Annotated in this window: 14 protein-coding genes; 11 read left to right on the forward strand and 3 right to left on the reverse strand. The window is 74.2% G+C overall.

What is annotated here, in order from left to right; translation table 11 throughout:
• Positions 1–81 precede the first annotated feature (81 nt).
• On the reverse strand, positions 82–1,770 hold the full coding sequence (locus tag Aru02nite_RS03205; protein WP_203654752.1) for a hypothetical protein: 1,689 nt from the start codon (positions 1,768–1,770) through the stop codon (positions 82–84).
• A gap of 182 nt (positions 1,771–1,952) precedes the next feature.
• Between Aru02nite_RS03205 and Aru02nite_RS03210 the strand changes: the two genes are divergently transcribed.
• From Aru02nite_RS03210 to Aru02nite_RS03220, 3 genes are all read left to right on the forward strand, one after another.
• On the forward strand, positions 1,953–2,297 hold the full coding sequence (locus Aru02nite_RS03210) for a YciI family protein (protein ID WP_203654754.1): 345 nt from the start codon (positions 1,953–1,955) through the stop codon (positions 2,295–2,297).
• Positions 2,298–3,512 (forward strand): RNA polymerase sigma factor, encoded by a 1,215-nt coding sequence (locus Aru02nite_RS03215; RefSeq protein WP_239076352.1) that lies wholly within the window; start codon positions 2,298–2,300, stop codon positions 3,510–3,512.
• A gap of 349 nt (positions 3,513–3,861) precedes the next feature.
• Positions 3,862–4,683 carry a nitroreductase/quinone reductase family protein gene (locus Aru02nite_RS03220; RefSeq protein WP_203654756.1) on the forward strand — a complete coding sequence of 274 codons (822 nt, stop codon included), beginning with the start codon at positions 3,862–3,864 and terminating at the stop codon, positions 4,681–4,683.
• 33 nt (positions 4,684–4,716) lie between these two features.
• On the opposite strand, the gene Aru02nite_RS03225 is transcribed toward Aru02nite_RS03220, so the two are convergent.
• Positions 4,717–5,184 (reverse strand): hypothetical protein, encoded by a 468-nt coding sequence (locus tag Aru02nite_RS03225; RefSeq protein WP_203654757.1) that lies wholly within the window; start codon positions 5,182–5,184, stop codon positions 4,717–4,719.
• Between the two features lie 250 nt (positions 5,185–5,434).
• Between Aru02nite_RS03225 and Aru02nite_RS03230 the strand changes: the two genes are divergently transcribed.
• The 4 genes from Aru02nite_RS03230 to Aru02nite_RS03245 all read left to right on the forward strand — a co-directional run bounded on the left by Aru02nite_RS03230 (position 5,435) and on the right by Aru02nite_RS03245 (position 8,174).
• Positions 5,435–6,235, forward strand: a complete 801-nt coding sequence (locus tag Aru02nite_RS03230; RefSeq protein ID WP_203654758.1) for an AIM24 family protein — start codon at positions 5,435–5,437, stop codon at positions 6,233–6,235.
• 30 nt (positions 6,236–6,265) lie between these two features.
• A complete protein-coding gene (locus Aru02nite_RS03235; protein WP_203654759.1) occupies positions 6,266–7,150 on the forward strand; it encodes an AIM24 family protein in 885 nt (294 codons plus the stop codon).
• Positions 7,151–7,220: 70 nt separating this feature from the next.
• Positions 7,221–7,583, forward strand: coding sequence for a nuclear transport factor 2 family protein (locus tag Aru02nite_RS03240; RefSeq protein ID WP_203654760.1), 363 nt, complete (start codon positions 7,221–7,223; stop codon positions 7,581–7,583).
• 36 nt (positions 7,584–7,619) lie between these two features.
• Positions 7,620–8,174, forward strand: a complete 555-nt coding sequence (locus Aru02nite_RS03245) for a dihydrofolate reductase family protein (protein WP_203654761.1) — start codon at positions 7,620–7,622, stop codon at positions 8,172–8,174.
• A gap of 12 nt (positions 8,175–8,186) precedes the next feature.
• On the opposite strand, the gene Aru02nite_RS03250 is transcribed toward Aru02nite_RS03245, so the two are convergent.
• On the reverse strand, positions 8,187–9,833 hold the full coding sequence (locus tag Aru02nite_RS03250; protein WP_203654763.1) for an FAD-dependent oxidoreductase: 1,647 nt from the start codon (positions 9,831–9,833) through the stop codon (positions 8,187–8,189).
• Between the two features lie 137 nt (positions 9,834–9,970).
• Here Aru02nite_RS03250 and Aru02nite_RS03255 point away from each other — a divergent pair, with 137 nt between their 5' ends.
• The 4 genes from Aru02nite_RS03255 (at position 9,971) to Aru02nite_RS03270 (ending at position 14,055) form a co-directional block, all read left to right on the forward strand.
• On the forward strand, positions 9,971–10,549 hold the full coding sequence (locus Aru02nite_RS03255; RefSeq protein WP_203654764.1) for a helix-turn-helix domain-containing protein: 579 nt from the start codon (positions 9,971–9,973) through the stop codon (positions 10,547–10,549).
• Between the two features lie 51 nt (positions 10,550–10,600).
• Entirely contained in the window at positions 10,601–11,518 is a 918-nt protein-coding gene (locus Aru02nite_RS03260) for a dihydrodipicolinate synthase family protein (protein WP_203654765.1), read from the forward strand.
• Positions 11,518–12,519, forward strand: coding sequence for a proline racemase family protein (locus Aru02nite_RS03265; RefSeq protein ID WP_203654766.1), 1,002 nt, complete (start codon positions 11,518–11,520; stop codon positions 12,517–12,519). The genes Aru02nite_RS03260 and Aru02nite_RS03265 overlap by 1 nt, the downstream gene beginning before the upstream one ends.
• A gap of 87 nt (positions 12,520–12,606) precedes the next feature.
• On the forward strand, positions 12,607–14,055 hold the full coding sequence (locus Aru02nite_RS03270; RefSeq protein ID WP_203654767.1) for a serine hydrolase domain-containing protein: 1,449 nt from the start codon (positions 12,607–12,609) through the stop codon (positions 14,053–14,055).
• The last annotated feature ends 54 nt before the right edge of the window (positions 14,056–14,109 follow it).

Consider the following 14,109-nt stretch of genomic DNA (forward strand, 5'->3'; position numbering starts at 1 on the left):
GAAATCGAATTCTCACGGCATTGCGGCCCCTTGGCAACCCCCACCGCGACCGGGCCGGGTACCCCTTCCCGTGCCGGGGCGTCAGAAGTCGGTGGCGCGCAGATCGGTCGCGCGACCGCCGGCACCGACCACGGTCAGGCCGCGCACCGCGCCCAGCCGTACCCGGGTCAGGCCGGCGCGGCGCAGCGCGTCCCGCAGATCCGCGCCGCCGAGCCGGTACAGCGCGACCACTGCCGGAGTGAGCGTGACCCGCAGCGTCGCGGCGTACCCGGGCGGCGCGGCCGGTACGGCACCCGCGAGAGCGGCGATCCGTTGTACCGCAACGGAAGCGGACGACGAGTCGACCTGCGCGACGCGTACCGTCTGGTGCCGGCCGGCGTCGATCACGTCCGCCCGGTACGAGTGGCCGCCGGTGCGCCAGGTGCCCACGGCGACGCGGTCGGTGCCGGCGTCGGCCCGGCGTACCGCCTCGGTCAGGGCGGCGGGGGTGAGCCGGTGCGCCGCGACGTCGGCGGCGAGGTCCGCGGCCCGGTACGCGAGCCGGCCGGACGCGACCAGGTGCGCGACGTCGCCGATCAGGTCCGCCCGTACCAGCGCGGCGCAGGTCCTTTCGACGGTCTTCCGGGTCCAGCCGGGGTCGGCGATGAGGCCGCCGAGCGCGGTCAGCACCTCGACGGGGTGGTCGTCCTCGTCGAGCCATTCGAGGTCGTACCCGCGGTCGAGCAGCCGGACCAGCGGCGCCGGATCGCTGCCCTGCCACCCCGGGCTGAACGTGACCCACTGGTACCAGCCCTGACCGTCGGGCGACGCGTGCACCGTGCACCGCACCGTCGCCGTACGGCCCGGCGCGATCGGCGGGAGCTGCGCGTGGCAGTCGCCGAGCTTCGCGCCCTCGACGCTGCCCTGGGTGAGCCGGCCGTACACGGTGCCGGGGGTGGTCGCGCGGCCGCCCTCGTTCCGGATTTTCACGGTCTCGGTGCAGCTCGATCCGTCGCAGCTGCCGGTGCCGGACACCGACACGTACCGGGCGGGCAGCGTGTCGTAGCGCTGGACGGTGGCGGCGGCGCGGCGGGCGGCGGCGACCGCGCGCGCGGCGGTGTCCCGGCCGACCGGCGTCACGTCGAGCGCCGCGTACCGGCCGGCGAGGCGCGCGTCGAGGGCGGTGACGGTGCCGTGCAGGTACAGGGTGGCGCCGGTGGAGGTGGTGACCGGGGTGACGGGCGTGCCGCCGAGGCGGGTGGCCCGGCCGGTGGCGGCGCGCGCGCCCGCCGGTACGGTGCCGAGCGCGGCGGCGAGCGCGGCCGGGCGCAGCGCGGTGCGCGGGTCGAGCCCGCCGAGCACGGACGGTGCGCCGCTCACCCAGTGCCCGGCCATGATCCCGGTACGGTCCGCGGCGAGCGACAACCACCAGCCACGGTCGCCGTCGACGTACGTGCCGCCGGCGACGGCGAGCAGCCGCGCGCTGCCGCCGGTGGGCAGCCGCAGCGTGCCGACGGTGTCGCCGGCGGCGGTCACCCGCAGGTCGACGTGCACGACGCGGTCGCCGGCGAGCACGTCCCCGACGTACCGGAGGGCGGGTGCGCGGCGCAGCGCGGCGGTGCCGGCGCGGGCGAGCGCGGCCGGGGTGGCCGGGGCGGCGCCGCCGTGCAGGGCCGGGAGTACGACGAACTCGACGAGCAGGGCGACCACGAACGCGAGCGCGGGGCCGCCGAGGGCGAGCACCCAGGGCCACCGCCGCGACCGTACCGTGGGGACGGGGGAACCGGTCATCGCACGCATCCAGGGTCGTTCCGTCGCAACGTTCCGGGACGGTACCGGACGGTGCGGGTCGGCCACATCGGCACATCGACCCACCCGCAAGTCCGGCGGCAAAAAAGTGGTCCCAGGGTGTCGATCCGGCCGGCGGCCGTTCGTATGGAGGGTGAAGCTACGAGAAACCACGGAGGTGCGTCATGACGAAGTACGTGATGAGCATGTGGCAGCCCGACGGCATCGTGCCGCCGCCGGAGGTGCTGGAGCCGGTCATGCGCGAGCTGTACGCGATGGAGGACGAGATGCGCGCCGCCGGCGTGTGGGTGTTCTCCGGCGGGCTGCACCAGCCGGACACCGCCACCGTCGTGCGGTTCAAGGAGGGCGAGGTGTTCACCACCGACGGGCCGTACGCGGAGGGCACGGAGCACATCGGCGGCTTCACCATCGTCGACGTACCGGACCTGGACGCGGCGCTCGGCTGGGCGAAGCGGATCAGCCGCATCACCACCCTGCCCATCGAGGTACGCCCGTTCCAGGGGGCGTGAGTGCCGGAGGTGCCGGCCGCCGCGGTCGAGCGGGTGTTCCGCGCCGAGTACGGGCGGGCGGTCGCGGTGCTGGTGCGCGCGTTCGGTGACCTCGACCTGGCCGAGGAGGCGGTGCAGGACGCGTTCACCCGCGCACTGCACCGCTGGCCGGTGGACGGCGTACCGCCGAGTCCGGCCGGCTGGATCATCACGACCGCGCGCAACGGCGCGATCGACCGGCTGCGCCGCGAGGCGTCCCGGCCGGGGAAGTACGAGCAGGCGGCGCGGCTGGCCGCGCACGACGAGCCGGACGAGGAGGGCGCCGTGCACGACGACCGGCTCCGCCTCGTCTTCACCTGCTGCCACCCGGCGCTCGCCCCGGCGGCCCGGGTGGCGCTGACGCTGCGACTCGTCGGCGGGCTGACCACGGCGGAGATCGCCCGCGCGTTCCTGGTACCGGAGTCGACGATGGCGCAGCGGCTGGTACGGGCCAAGGCCAAGATCCGGGACGCGCGCATCCCGTACCGGGTGCCGTACGAGCAGGACCTGCCGGAGCGGCTGACGTCGGTGCTCGCCGTGGTGTACCTGGTCTTCACCGAGGGGTACGCGGCGAGTTCCGGCGACGCGCTGGTACGGGCGGACCTGTGCGCGGAGGCCGTACGGCTCGGCCGGCTGCTGGTCGAGCTGATGCCGGACGAGCCGGAGGCGGTGGGACTGCTCGCGCTGATGCTGCTGACCGAGTCCCGGCGCGACGCGCGCACCGACGCCGCCGGGCGGCTGGTGACGCTCGCGGAGCAGGACCGGGGTCGCTGGGACCGCGCGCTCGTCGCCGAGGGCCAGTCCCTGGTACGCGCGTGCCTGCGCCGCGACCGTCCCGGCCCGTACCAGATCCAGGCGGCGATCAACGCGGTGCACGCCGACGCGCCGCGCGCCGCGGACACCGACTGGCGCCAGATCCTCGCCCTGTACGACCAGCTCCAGGCGATGACGCCGACGCCGGTCGTGGCGCTGCACCGGGCGGTCGCGGTCGCCGAGGTCGCCGGGCCCGCCGCGGCGCTCGACCTGGTCGACCCGCTCGACCTGCCCCGGCACCACCTGTACCACGCGGTCCGCGCGGACCTGCTGCGCCGGCTCGGCCGTACGGGTGAGGCGGCCGCGGCGTACGACACGGCGATCGCCCTGGCACGCAACGGAAGCGAGCGGGATCACCTGCGCCGGATGCGCGCCGGATGTTGACATCCGTTGCGGCGACTGGGTTTGATGGTCGGCGTGCCGCAAGGCCGCGCCCCCTCCGGAGAGAGATCGAGGACACCGAGACCGGGGGCGAGGGGCCGGCGGCACCCGATTCAGAGGGGGCAGTCGTGACGACTCACTTCACCGGGCGCTGCTGAGCCCATCCGGCCGCGCGCCACCCTCGCTCCCTTCCCGGTACGACCCCGTTTCCGCCGTGGGCTGCTGCACCCTCGACGGCGCGGGTGGCCGGGTCGTACCCTCCGCTTCCCGGACACCGTCCACTGTGGACCGGGCGGGTCGGTGTGCGCGCGTTTCCCTGTCGTACCAACCGATCCGACGCGTGAGGAGACGCATGCCCAACGAGTTCGACCAGCAGGTGATCGAGGAGTTCCGGGCCAACGCCGGGGTCGTCGGCGCATACGGCCGCCTGCTGTTGCTGACCACCACCGGCGCCCGTACCGGCGCACCGCACACCACGCCGCTCGGCTACCTGCCCGACGGGGACCGCACGCTCGTCCTCGCCTCCGCCGGGGGGTCGCCGCGCCACCCCGACGGGTACCGGAACGTGCTGGCGCAACCCCGGGTCACCGTGGAGACCGGCGTCTTCACGTACGACGCGGACGCGGTGGTGCTCGACGGCGCGGAACGCGACCGGCTGTTCGACCGGGCGGTGGAGGCCGACCCGGGATGGCTGGCGTACCAGGAGAAGTCGGGGCGGACGATCCCCGTCGTGGCGCTGCACCCGGTGCGGTACGAGCGGGGCGGCGGCGCCTGGGGCGACGGCCTGCGCACCGTGCACGCCGCGTTCCGCCGCGAACTCGCCCTGGTACGCGCGGAGGTCGCGGCGGCCGGACCGCGGCTCGGCGCGCAGCTCCGGATCAACTGCCTGACCCTGTGTCGCGGCCTGGAACACCACCACCGGACCGAGGACGACGGGATGTTCCCGTACCTCGACGCGCACCGGCCGGACCTGGCCGACACCGTGGCGCGGCTGCGCGCCGAGCACGACACGGTGCACCGGCTGCTCGACGAGCTGCGCGCCACGCTGGCCGACGACACCACCGAGCAGCCCGCCGTACTCGCCGAGGTGGACCGGCTCGTCGCCGAGGTCACCGCGCACCTCGACCGCGAGGAGGCGGAACTCGTCGCGGTACTCAACGCCGCGGCCCCGTAGCCGGCGCCGCGGCGAGCGCCGCCGCGGTACGGCTCAGGCGGTGCGGACGGTGACGCTGCGGCCCGCCGGTACGTGCACGGTCGCCGCGCCGGACGGGTCGACGGTCAGCACGATGCCGTCGATCGCGGCGCGGCGGCTGCCGGCGGGTGCAGCCTGCGGCGCGACCTGCCCGGCGGCCCGGGTGTCCAGGTACTGCACGGGTTTCGCGTACCCGTCGTTGCCCCACGGCTGGCCCGGGTTCGGCTGGCCGAGCAGGTGGCCCCAGGTCGTCGACGGGGTACCGCCGAACCGGGTCTTGCCGCCGGGCAGCACCTGCGTCTTCGCCAGGTCGAGGTCGTACACGGCGATGACGGTGTTGCGGTAGATGCCGAGCAGCACGTCGCCGTACTGCTGCAGGCTCTGCGCGTCCACACCGGGCCAGTCGCCCAGCACGGCCTCGTCCGGCGTGGTCGAACCGGTCAGCACGGACAGCCAGCTCTGCTGGACCTGTACCAGGATCATCGTCGCCTCCCGAGGCGGATCTCGACGTTTCGCACCGATCGGTAGCATCCCACCGTCCGTACCTGGGCCGGCCGCGGGGCACCCACCGCGACCGGCTGCGTTACCCGCCGTTTACTCGGGCGGCGACTCCCCGCAGCGCCCCGACCACGCACCGCGGATCCACGCCGTACCAAGCGATCCGCGGTGACCGGCTCGTACCCGGTTGCTACCGTCGGTGCCGGCCCGCGGCCGGGCCGGAGCGGAGGGGACCGTGACCGTGGAGCGCATAGCCTGCGAGTGGTGCCGGGTGCAGAACCCGCCGGGCACCACGAGCTGCCAGACCTGCGGGGCGCCGCTCGACGAGCGGAACCGGGTGACCGACTCGGGCTGGCGGGAGGCGCCCCGGCTGCGCGACCTGACCGAGTTCCGGTTCTCCGGCAGCGTCTGTCAGGTCGAGGGCGAGCTGGTCCCGGTCGCCGAGATGGCCCTCGCCCCCAACGACTGGGTGTACTTCGAGCATCACGTGATGCTGTGGAAGGACGAGCGGGTGCCGCTGTCGTCGATGCAGACGGGCGGCGGGTTGCGGCGGATGTTCGCCGGCATGCCGTTCGTACTGTCGGTGGCGAGCGGGCCGGGGCGCATCGCGTTCTCCCGGGACGCGCCGGGCGAGCTGGTCGTGCTGCCGATGCACCCGGGCATGGAGCTGGACGTACGCGAGCACGCGTTCCTGCTCGCCGCCGGCTCGGTGAACTACTCGTTCATCCGGATCAAGGGCCTGGCCAACATCCTGCACGGCGGCAACGGGATGTACCTGGACCGCTTCATCACGCAGCAGTACCCGGGGGTGCTGTTGCTGCACGGCAACGGCAACGTGCTGGAGCGCACGCTCCGGCCGGGTGAGAAGATCCTGGTCGAGCCGGGCGGCTTCCTCTACAAGGACGCCTCGGTGCAGATGCAGGCGGTGCAGCAGGACCTGCGGGTCGGCCTGATGCGCAAGCTCTACCTCGCCGAGATGACCGGACCCGGCCGCGTCGGCATCCAGTCCATGTACGTGCACCACCGGACCGGCTGACATGGCGGCACTCCACCGGTCGGAGGCCCGATGACCACTCACGTCTACACCTGCCGGTACTGCCGGCACGCGAGCGACCCGACCGCGCGGTCGTGCGTCCGGTGCGGTGCGCCGGTCGACGTGCGGGCCGCGGTGACGACGTCCGGCTGGCAGCGCCAGGAGCCGATCCCGGACATGGCGCGCATCCAGTTCGGCCAGTCGTACGTGCAGATCGAGGGCACGCAGGTGCCGGTCGCCGACTTCGCGCTCGCGAACGGCGACCGGATCTACTTCTCGCACCACTCGCTGCTGTGGACCGACCCGTCCACGCGCCTGTCGAACATGGGGCTGTCCGGCGGCTGGAAGCGCATCATGGGCGGGCTGCCGCTGTTCATGATCGAGGCGCACGGGCCGGGGCACGCCGCGCTGTCCGACAACCACGCCGGCGACCTGGTCTGCCTGCCACTCGACCACGGCCAGCAGATGTGGGTACGCGAGCACCGGTTCCTCGCCGCCACCGGCAACATCACGTACGACTGGACGTCGACCGGGGTGTGGTACACGACGCGGTCCGGGGACGAGACGGAGACGCACTACCCGCTGGGCCAGTTCGGTGACGTGTTCACCGCGCGGGAGGCGCCGGGGCTGCTGATGCTGCACGCGCCGGGCAACACGTTCGTCCGCGACCTCGCGCCGAACGAGACGCTGCTGATCCAGCCGTCCGCCCTGCTGTACCGGGACCTGACCGTCGGGACGCACCTGCACCTGGAGTACCCGCGGTCGGCGGTGAGCTTCTGGCTGTCGAGCTACAGCTACCGCAACGTGTGGCTGCGGCTGGTCGGTCCGGGCCGGGTCGCGGTGACCTCGGTGACCGAGCACCCGGAGGAGAGCAACCGCATCGTCCGCTCGTCGTACGCGACGACCTGGCGGTGGTGAGGGCGCGCGGGACCGCGGCGGGCGCGCGGACGGACTAGGTTGGCGGCACCCTTCGACCGAGAGGTACGCCATGCCCAGCGACCTGACCGCCCGCGTGTTCCGCGCGGTGGACGCCACCGACGTGCCGGCGTTCGTGGACCTGTTCACGCCGGACGGTTCGATGACCTTCGGCAACTCCGCGCCGCTGTCCGGCCGCGAGGCGATCGCCGCGGGCCTGACCGCCTTCTACGCCACGCTGTCCGGCCTCCGGCACGACATCCGCAACGAGTGGACGGTCGGCGCCGACACGGTCGTGGAGGCGACGGTGACGTACTCGCTGCCGGACGGGCGGGAGGTTCCGGTGCCAGCGGTGACGATCTTCCACACCGACGGCGGCGGCCTGATCGACGACTACCGCATCTTCATCGACCTGGCGCCGCTCGCCGCGGGCTGACGCGGGCTGTCAGGCCGGCGGCCGACACTGGCCGCCATGACGACGGAGTACTTCACGGCGGTCAGCCTCGACGGGTACGTGGCGGATCCGGACGGTGGGATGGACTGGCTGTCCGGGTTCCCGCCCACCGCGGCGAAGCGGGACCGGTTCGAGCGGTTCTTCGCCGGTGTGGGGGCGATGGCGATGGGCGCCACCACGTACCGGTGGGTGCTGGCGCACGAGAAGCCCGAGGCGTGGCGGCGGCACTACGGCGACACCCCCTGCTGGGTGTTCACCCACCACGACCTGCCGGTACCGCCGGGCGCGGACGTACGGTTCGTGTCGGGTGACGTGGCCGCGGCGCACGACGCGATGCGCGCGGTGACGACGCCGTCCGCGCCGACGGTGTGGCTGGTCGGCGGTGGGGTGCTCGCGGCGCGGTTCGCCGCCGCGGGCCGGCTCGACCGGGTACACCTGGGTGTCGCGCCGGTCGTCCTCGGCGGCGGTGCTCCCGTGCTGCCGGTGCGTACCGGGCCCTTGCGGCTGGCGCGCGTGGACCAGGACGGCGCGTTCGTGTTCCTCACGTACGAGGTGCCGGATCGGCTCGGCTGAGCCGATCCGGGCTCAGAGGTCCTGGGCGGCGGCGTACCCGAAGACCATGGCGGGGCCGATCGTGGCGCCCGGCCCGGGGTACGTCTCGCCCATGACGGCGGCGGAGGTGTTGCCGGTGGCGTACAGGCCGGCGATCGGGGTTCCGTTGGGGCGCAGCACCCGGCCGTCCGGGTCGGTGACGAGCCCGCCCTTGGTGCCGATGTCCCCCGGGTACACGCGGACCGCGTACAGCGGCGGGGTGGTGAGCGGCAGCAGGTTCGGGTTGTGGAGGGTCGGGTCGCCGTAGTAGCGGTCGTAGGCGCTGTCGCCGCGGCCGAAGTCGGTGTCGCGGCCGGCGCGCGCGAGGTCGTTGTACCGCGCGATCGTGCGGCGCAGGGTCGCCGCGGGCACGTCGATCCGGTCGGCGAGGTCGGCGATGCTGCGACCGGTCCGCACGAACCCGCTCTCGTACCACCGGGCCGGGAACGGCTGCCGCGGGAACGTCCCGGCGACGACGTACCGGTTCTTGGCGCGCCGGTCGAAGACCGCCCACGAGTACGGCACGGCGCCCGCGGCGTACATCCGGTCCACGAACTCGTGGTACGGCAGCGACTCGTTCAGGTACCGCTCGCCGCCGGCGTCCACCACGATCAGGTTCGGGATGCCGCGGTCGGAGACGAGGAAGAACGGCGCCGCGCCGGGCGGGAGCAGGCTCGGCGCGCCCCACACCCGGTCCATCAGGTCGGCGGCGGCGCCGAGCCCGACCCCGAGCCGGATCGCGTCGCCGGTCTGCCCCTCCGGCGCGGACGTCCACGCCACGTCCGTCGGATGCGGCAGGTACTCGTCGCGCATCGGCGCGGAGCGGGAGAACCCGCCGGCCGCCAGGATCACGCCGCGCCGCGCGGTGATGGTGCGCGCGCCGTGCCGGTCGCGTACCCGGACGCCGGTGACGTGCGCGCGCTCGTCGGTGGTCAGCTCCACCAGCTCGGTACCGAGCAGCACCGGTACGTCCGCGTCGCGCAGCGCCAGCCGCAGCCGCGCCACGAGCGCCTGCCCCAACGTGAGCGGGTCGTACCCGGTGGCACGGGCGCGGACGAGGCGCGCGCCGAGCGTGAGCGACCGGGCCCGGCCCCGCCACGTCCGGGTCACCATGGTGACGTCGTGGAACTCCGCGGCGCTCATGGCGAAGCCCTTGGTGTCGATGCTCGGCGGGCGCAGTGCCGCCCGGTCCGGGCCGAGCAGCCGGCCGTCGATCAGCTCCGCCTCGACCGAGCGGCCCTCGGGCATTCCGCCCGGCCGCTCCGGGTAGTAGTCCGGGTAGCCGGGGACGTACGCGAAGCGCAGCCATTCCGTACGCTCCGCCAGGAACCGCAGCATCTCCGGCCCGCGCCGCAGGTACGCGTCGGTGCGCTCGCGCGGCACCCGGTCGCCGACCGTCGCGTCCAGGTACCGCCGGGCCCGCTCGTACGAGTCGGGGACGCCGGCCGCGTGCAGCAGGTGGTTGTCCGGGATCCACAGCGCGCCGCCGGACAGCGCCGTGGTCCCGCCGTACACGTCGGTCTTCTCGACGACGACCGCGGACAGCCCGCGCAGGGCGGCGGTCAGCGCCGCGGTCAGCCCACCGCCGCCCGACCCGACCACCACGACGTCGTACCCGGAGCGACGTTCGGTGCCGGCCATGGCGCCCCCTGTGGTCGAGTCCGCCGTGGCACCAGTACAGCACTTCGGGCGGCGCCCGGTACCGGGATCGGCCGGGCCCGCCGCCGCCGACGTCCACCGGGCGGTACCGTTCGGGTCAGCGAACGCGGGAGGCGCACATGCAGGAGTCGGTACGGGACACGCTCGCGGCGAACCTGCGACACGCGCGTACCCGCCGCGGCCTGTCGCTGTCCGAGCTGTCGCGGCGGTCGGGGATCGGCAAGGCGACGCTGTCGGCGCTGGAGTCCGGCGCCGGCAACCCGACGATCGAGACGGTGTTCAGCCTGTCCCGCGCGCTCGAACTGCCGATCTCCGACCTGCTCGACCAGCGCCCGGCCGGGATGACCGTGGTACGCGCCGCCGAGGCGGAGGTCCTCACCGGCGAGGGTGTCGATCTGCGGCTGCTGCGCCGGATCGAGGCCGGCCCGGCCCTCGTCGAGGTGTACGACCAGCGGGTGCGCGCGGGTCGGCGGCAACCGTCGCTCGGGCACGTCGGCACCGAGTACACGGTGGTGCAGGACGGGGCGCTGCGGGTGGAGGTGGACGGCACGGTCGCCGAGCTGGGGCCGGGGGACTGCGTCAGCTTCGACGCCCGCCTCCCCCACCGGTACGCGGCGCCCGACGGCCCGGTCCGTTCGGTGCTGCTGCTGGCGTACGACGCGCCGCACCCGGCCGGGCCCGGCCACCCGCACCCCTGAGGTGCGACGCGCTAGTCTGGCGTTCGGTTCACCGAACGAACGGAGCGTCGCATGAGTACCAGCACGGACCTCGGCGGCGTCGTCGTCGCCACCCCGCTGCCGTACGTGGCGGACGGCGCGGCGCCGGCCGGTCTCGCCGTCGACTACGACCGGTACGCGGAGCACTGCCGGTGGCTGGTGGACAACGGCTGCCACGGCGTCGGCCCGAACGGTTCGCTCGGCGAGTACTCGTCGCTCACGGACGAGGAGCGGCGGCGGGTGGCGCGGACCGCGGTCGAGGCGGTGCGCGGGGACGGCATCGTGGTGGTGGGCGTGCACGGGGTCGGCTGGCACCAGGCGAAGCACTGGGCGGAACTGGCGGCCGAGGACGGCGCGGACGGGGTGCTGTGCCTGCCGCCGACGATCTACCGGGCCAACCGCGGCGAGGTCGTCGCGCACTACGAGGCGGTCGCGTCGGTCGGGCTGCCCGTCATGGTCTACAACAACCCGTACGACACGAAGGTCGACCTGACGCCGGACCTGCTGGCCGAGCTGGCGCAGATCGACAACGTGGTGGCGGTCAAGGAGTTCTCCGGCGACGTCCGGCGGGTGTCGGCGATCCGCGAGGCGGCGCCCGGCCTGGCCGTGATCGCCGGCGCCGACGACGTCACCGTGGAGGCGCTGCTGATGGGCGCGACCGGCTGGTTCGCCGGCTTCCCCAACGTCTTCCCCGCCGAGTCCGTCGCCCTGTACGAGCTGGCCCGCGCGGGCGACCTCGCCGAGGCGCGCCGCCGGTACGAGCCGCTGCTCGCGGCGTTCCGGTGGGACTCGCGGACCGAGTTCGTTCAGGCGATCAAGCTCGGCATGGAGCTGGTCGGCCGGTACGGCGGGCCCTGCCGTCCGCCCCGCGGCCCGCTCACCCCCGAGCACGACGCGCAGGTACGCGAGGCGATGGCGCGCGCGGTCGCGGCCGTACGGGGTGGTGCGTGATGCGCTCGGTACGCACGATCAGCGCGGTCGACTCGCACACCGAGGGCATGCCGACCCGGGTGGTGACCGGCGGGGTGGCGCCGGTGCCGGGCGACACGATGGCCGAGCGCCGGGTGTACTTCGCCGAGCACCTGGACGACCTGCGCCGGTTCCTGGTGGACGAGCCGCGCGGGCACGCCGCGATGTCCGGCGCGATCCTGCAACCGCCGACCCGGCCGGACGCCGACTGGGGCGTGCTGTACGTGGAGGTCAGCGGGCTGCTGCCGATGTGCGGCCACGGCACGATCGGGGTCGCCACGGTGCTCGTGGAGACCGGCATGGTGACCGTGACCGAACCCGAGACCCTGGTACGCCTGGACACGCCGGCCGGTCTGGTGGAGGCCCGCGTCGCCGTACGCGACGGTCACGCGGAACGGGTGACACTGCGCAACGTCGACTCGTTCCTGGTGGAGCGGGACGCGGTGGTGGACGTCCCGGAGCTGGGCCGGATCACGTACGACATGGCGTACGGCGGGAACTTCTACGCGATCCTCGACCTGGCCGCGGTGGGCGTGCCGTTCGACCGGTCCCGCAAGGACGACATCCTGTCGGCGGGGCTGGCCGTGATGTCCGCGGTCAACCGGCAGCGCCGGCCGGCCCACCCGCTCGACCCGGCGATCGGCGGCTGCAAGCACGTGCAGTTCCTCGCACCCGGCTCGGACGCCCGGCACTCCCGCAACGCGATGGTCATCCACCCGGGCTGGTTCGACCGCTCCCCCTGCGGTACGGGCACGTCGGCGCGGATGGCGCAGCTGCACGCGCGCGGCGAGCTGGCCGTCGGCGCCGAGTTCGCGAACGAGTCCCTGCTGGGTACGGAGTTCGTCGGGCGGGTGGTGGACACGACCACGGTCGGTGGGCTGCCGGCCGTCGTACCGGAGTTCTCGGGGCGGGCGTGGATCACCGGCACGGCGAACTACCTGCTGGACCCGACCGACCCGTTCCCGGCGGGTTTCACGCTCTGACACCGGGCGACCCCTGACGAAGGTCGGGGGTGGCCGGTGCCGTCCGACCGGGGCGGCCCGGCAGGTCCGATTCGTAGCGTCGGCGGCATGAGAACGACGACGATCCTCGCCGCCGCGGCCGCGGTGGCGACCCTGCTGGCCGGTACGCCGGCGGCACAGGCCGCACCGGCCCGGGTGGACGGCACCGCGATCGACCGCTTCGTACGGGACTACGTGGAGCGGACCGGGCTGCCCGGCGCGGAGGTCGCCGTCACGCACGGCCGCGACGTGGTCCGCGTCGGCGGGTACGGGCACGACTCGGCCGGACGGCCCGTCACCGCCCGTACGCCGATGCCGGTGGCGTCGCTGAGCAAGTCGTTCACCGCGCTGGCCGTACTCCAGCTCGTGGAGGCGCACCAGGTGGACCTGGACGCGCCGGTCCGGCGGTACCTGCCGGAGTTCCGGCTGGCGGACCCGCGCGGCGACCGGATCACCGTACGGGAGCTGCTGGACCAGACCTCCGGCATGTCCGACGCGGAGTTCCCGGACCTGAGGCTGGCGCAGCCGCACACCCTCGACGGCGCGGTACGCCGGCTGCGGACGGCCGGGCTGGACAGCGCACCCGGCGCCCGATTCCACTACCACAACCCGAACTACCAGGTCGCCGGCCGGCTCGTCGAGGTCGTCTCCGGCGAGGAGTACGGGACGTACCTGCGGCGGCACGTGTTCGCGCCGCTCGGCATGGACGCCAGCCGGAACGTCCTGACGTCCGAGGCGCTGGCCGGCCTGCCGCGCGGGCACGTCCGGGCGTACGGGGCGGCGGTCACCGAACCCGAACCGTACTGGTTCACCGGGGGCAGCCACGGCGTCGTCACCACCGCCGCCGACCTGTCCCGCTGGCTCGTCGCGCAGAACTCCGGCGGCGTCGGGCCGGGCGGCGGCCGCATCCTGTCCGCCGCCGGCATCCGCACGTCGCACACGCCCGCACCGCACGCCGACGGGTACGCGCTGGGGTGGCGGAAGCAGGCCGGACCCGGTGGTGTCACGGAGATCCGGCACAACGGCGAGCTGTTCACGTACACGGCGGAGCAGGTGCTGCTGCCCGACTCCGGGTACGGCATCGCGGTGCTGACCAACACCGGCCTGTCCATCGACAACGACAGCGCCGAACTCGCCGACGGGCTCGTCGACCTGGTCACCGGCCACGACCCGGGACATCCGGCGCCCGCCGGTACGACCGCGGACCGGGTGCTGCTCGGCCTCACCGTCCTCCTCGCCGCGCTCGCCGTACTCGGGGTGGTCCGGTCCCGCCGCTGGGCGGCGCGGGCCCGCGCCTGGCGGTACCCGCTGCTCGTGGTGTACCTGGCTCCGTTGGCGCTGCTGGCCTTCCTGCCGTCCGTCGTCGGGTACGTGTTCGCCGGCCGGGCCGGCGGTTTCCGCCACGTCGCGTACGTCTGGCCCGCCCTGGTGGTGTTCCTCGCCGTCGCGGCCGCCGCCGGCCTGGTCGTCCCGGCGGTACGCCTGGTCCGGCTGCTGCGCCTGCGCCGTCCGCGGTGACCTGGGCAACCGTCCGTCCGGCGTGCTGGCACGCCGGACGGACGGTGCAGGGCA

Source organism: Actinocatenispora rupis, from assembly GCF_016861975.1.
GTDB lineage: Bacteria > Actinomycetota > Actinomycetes > Mycobacteriales > Micromonosporaceae > Actinocatenispora > Actinocatenispora rupis.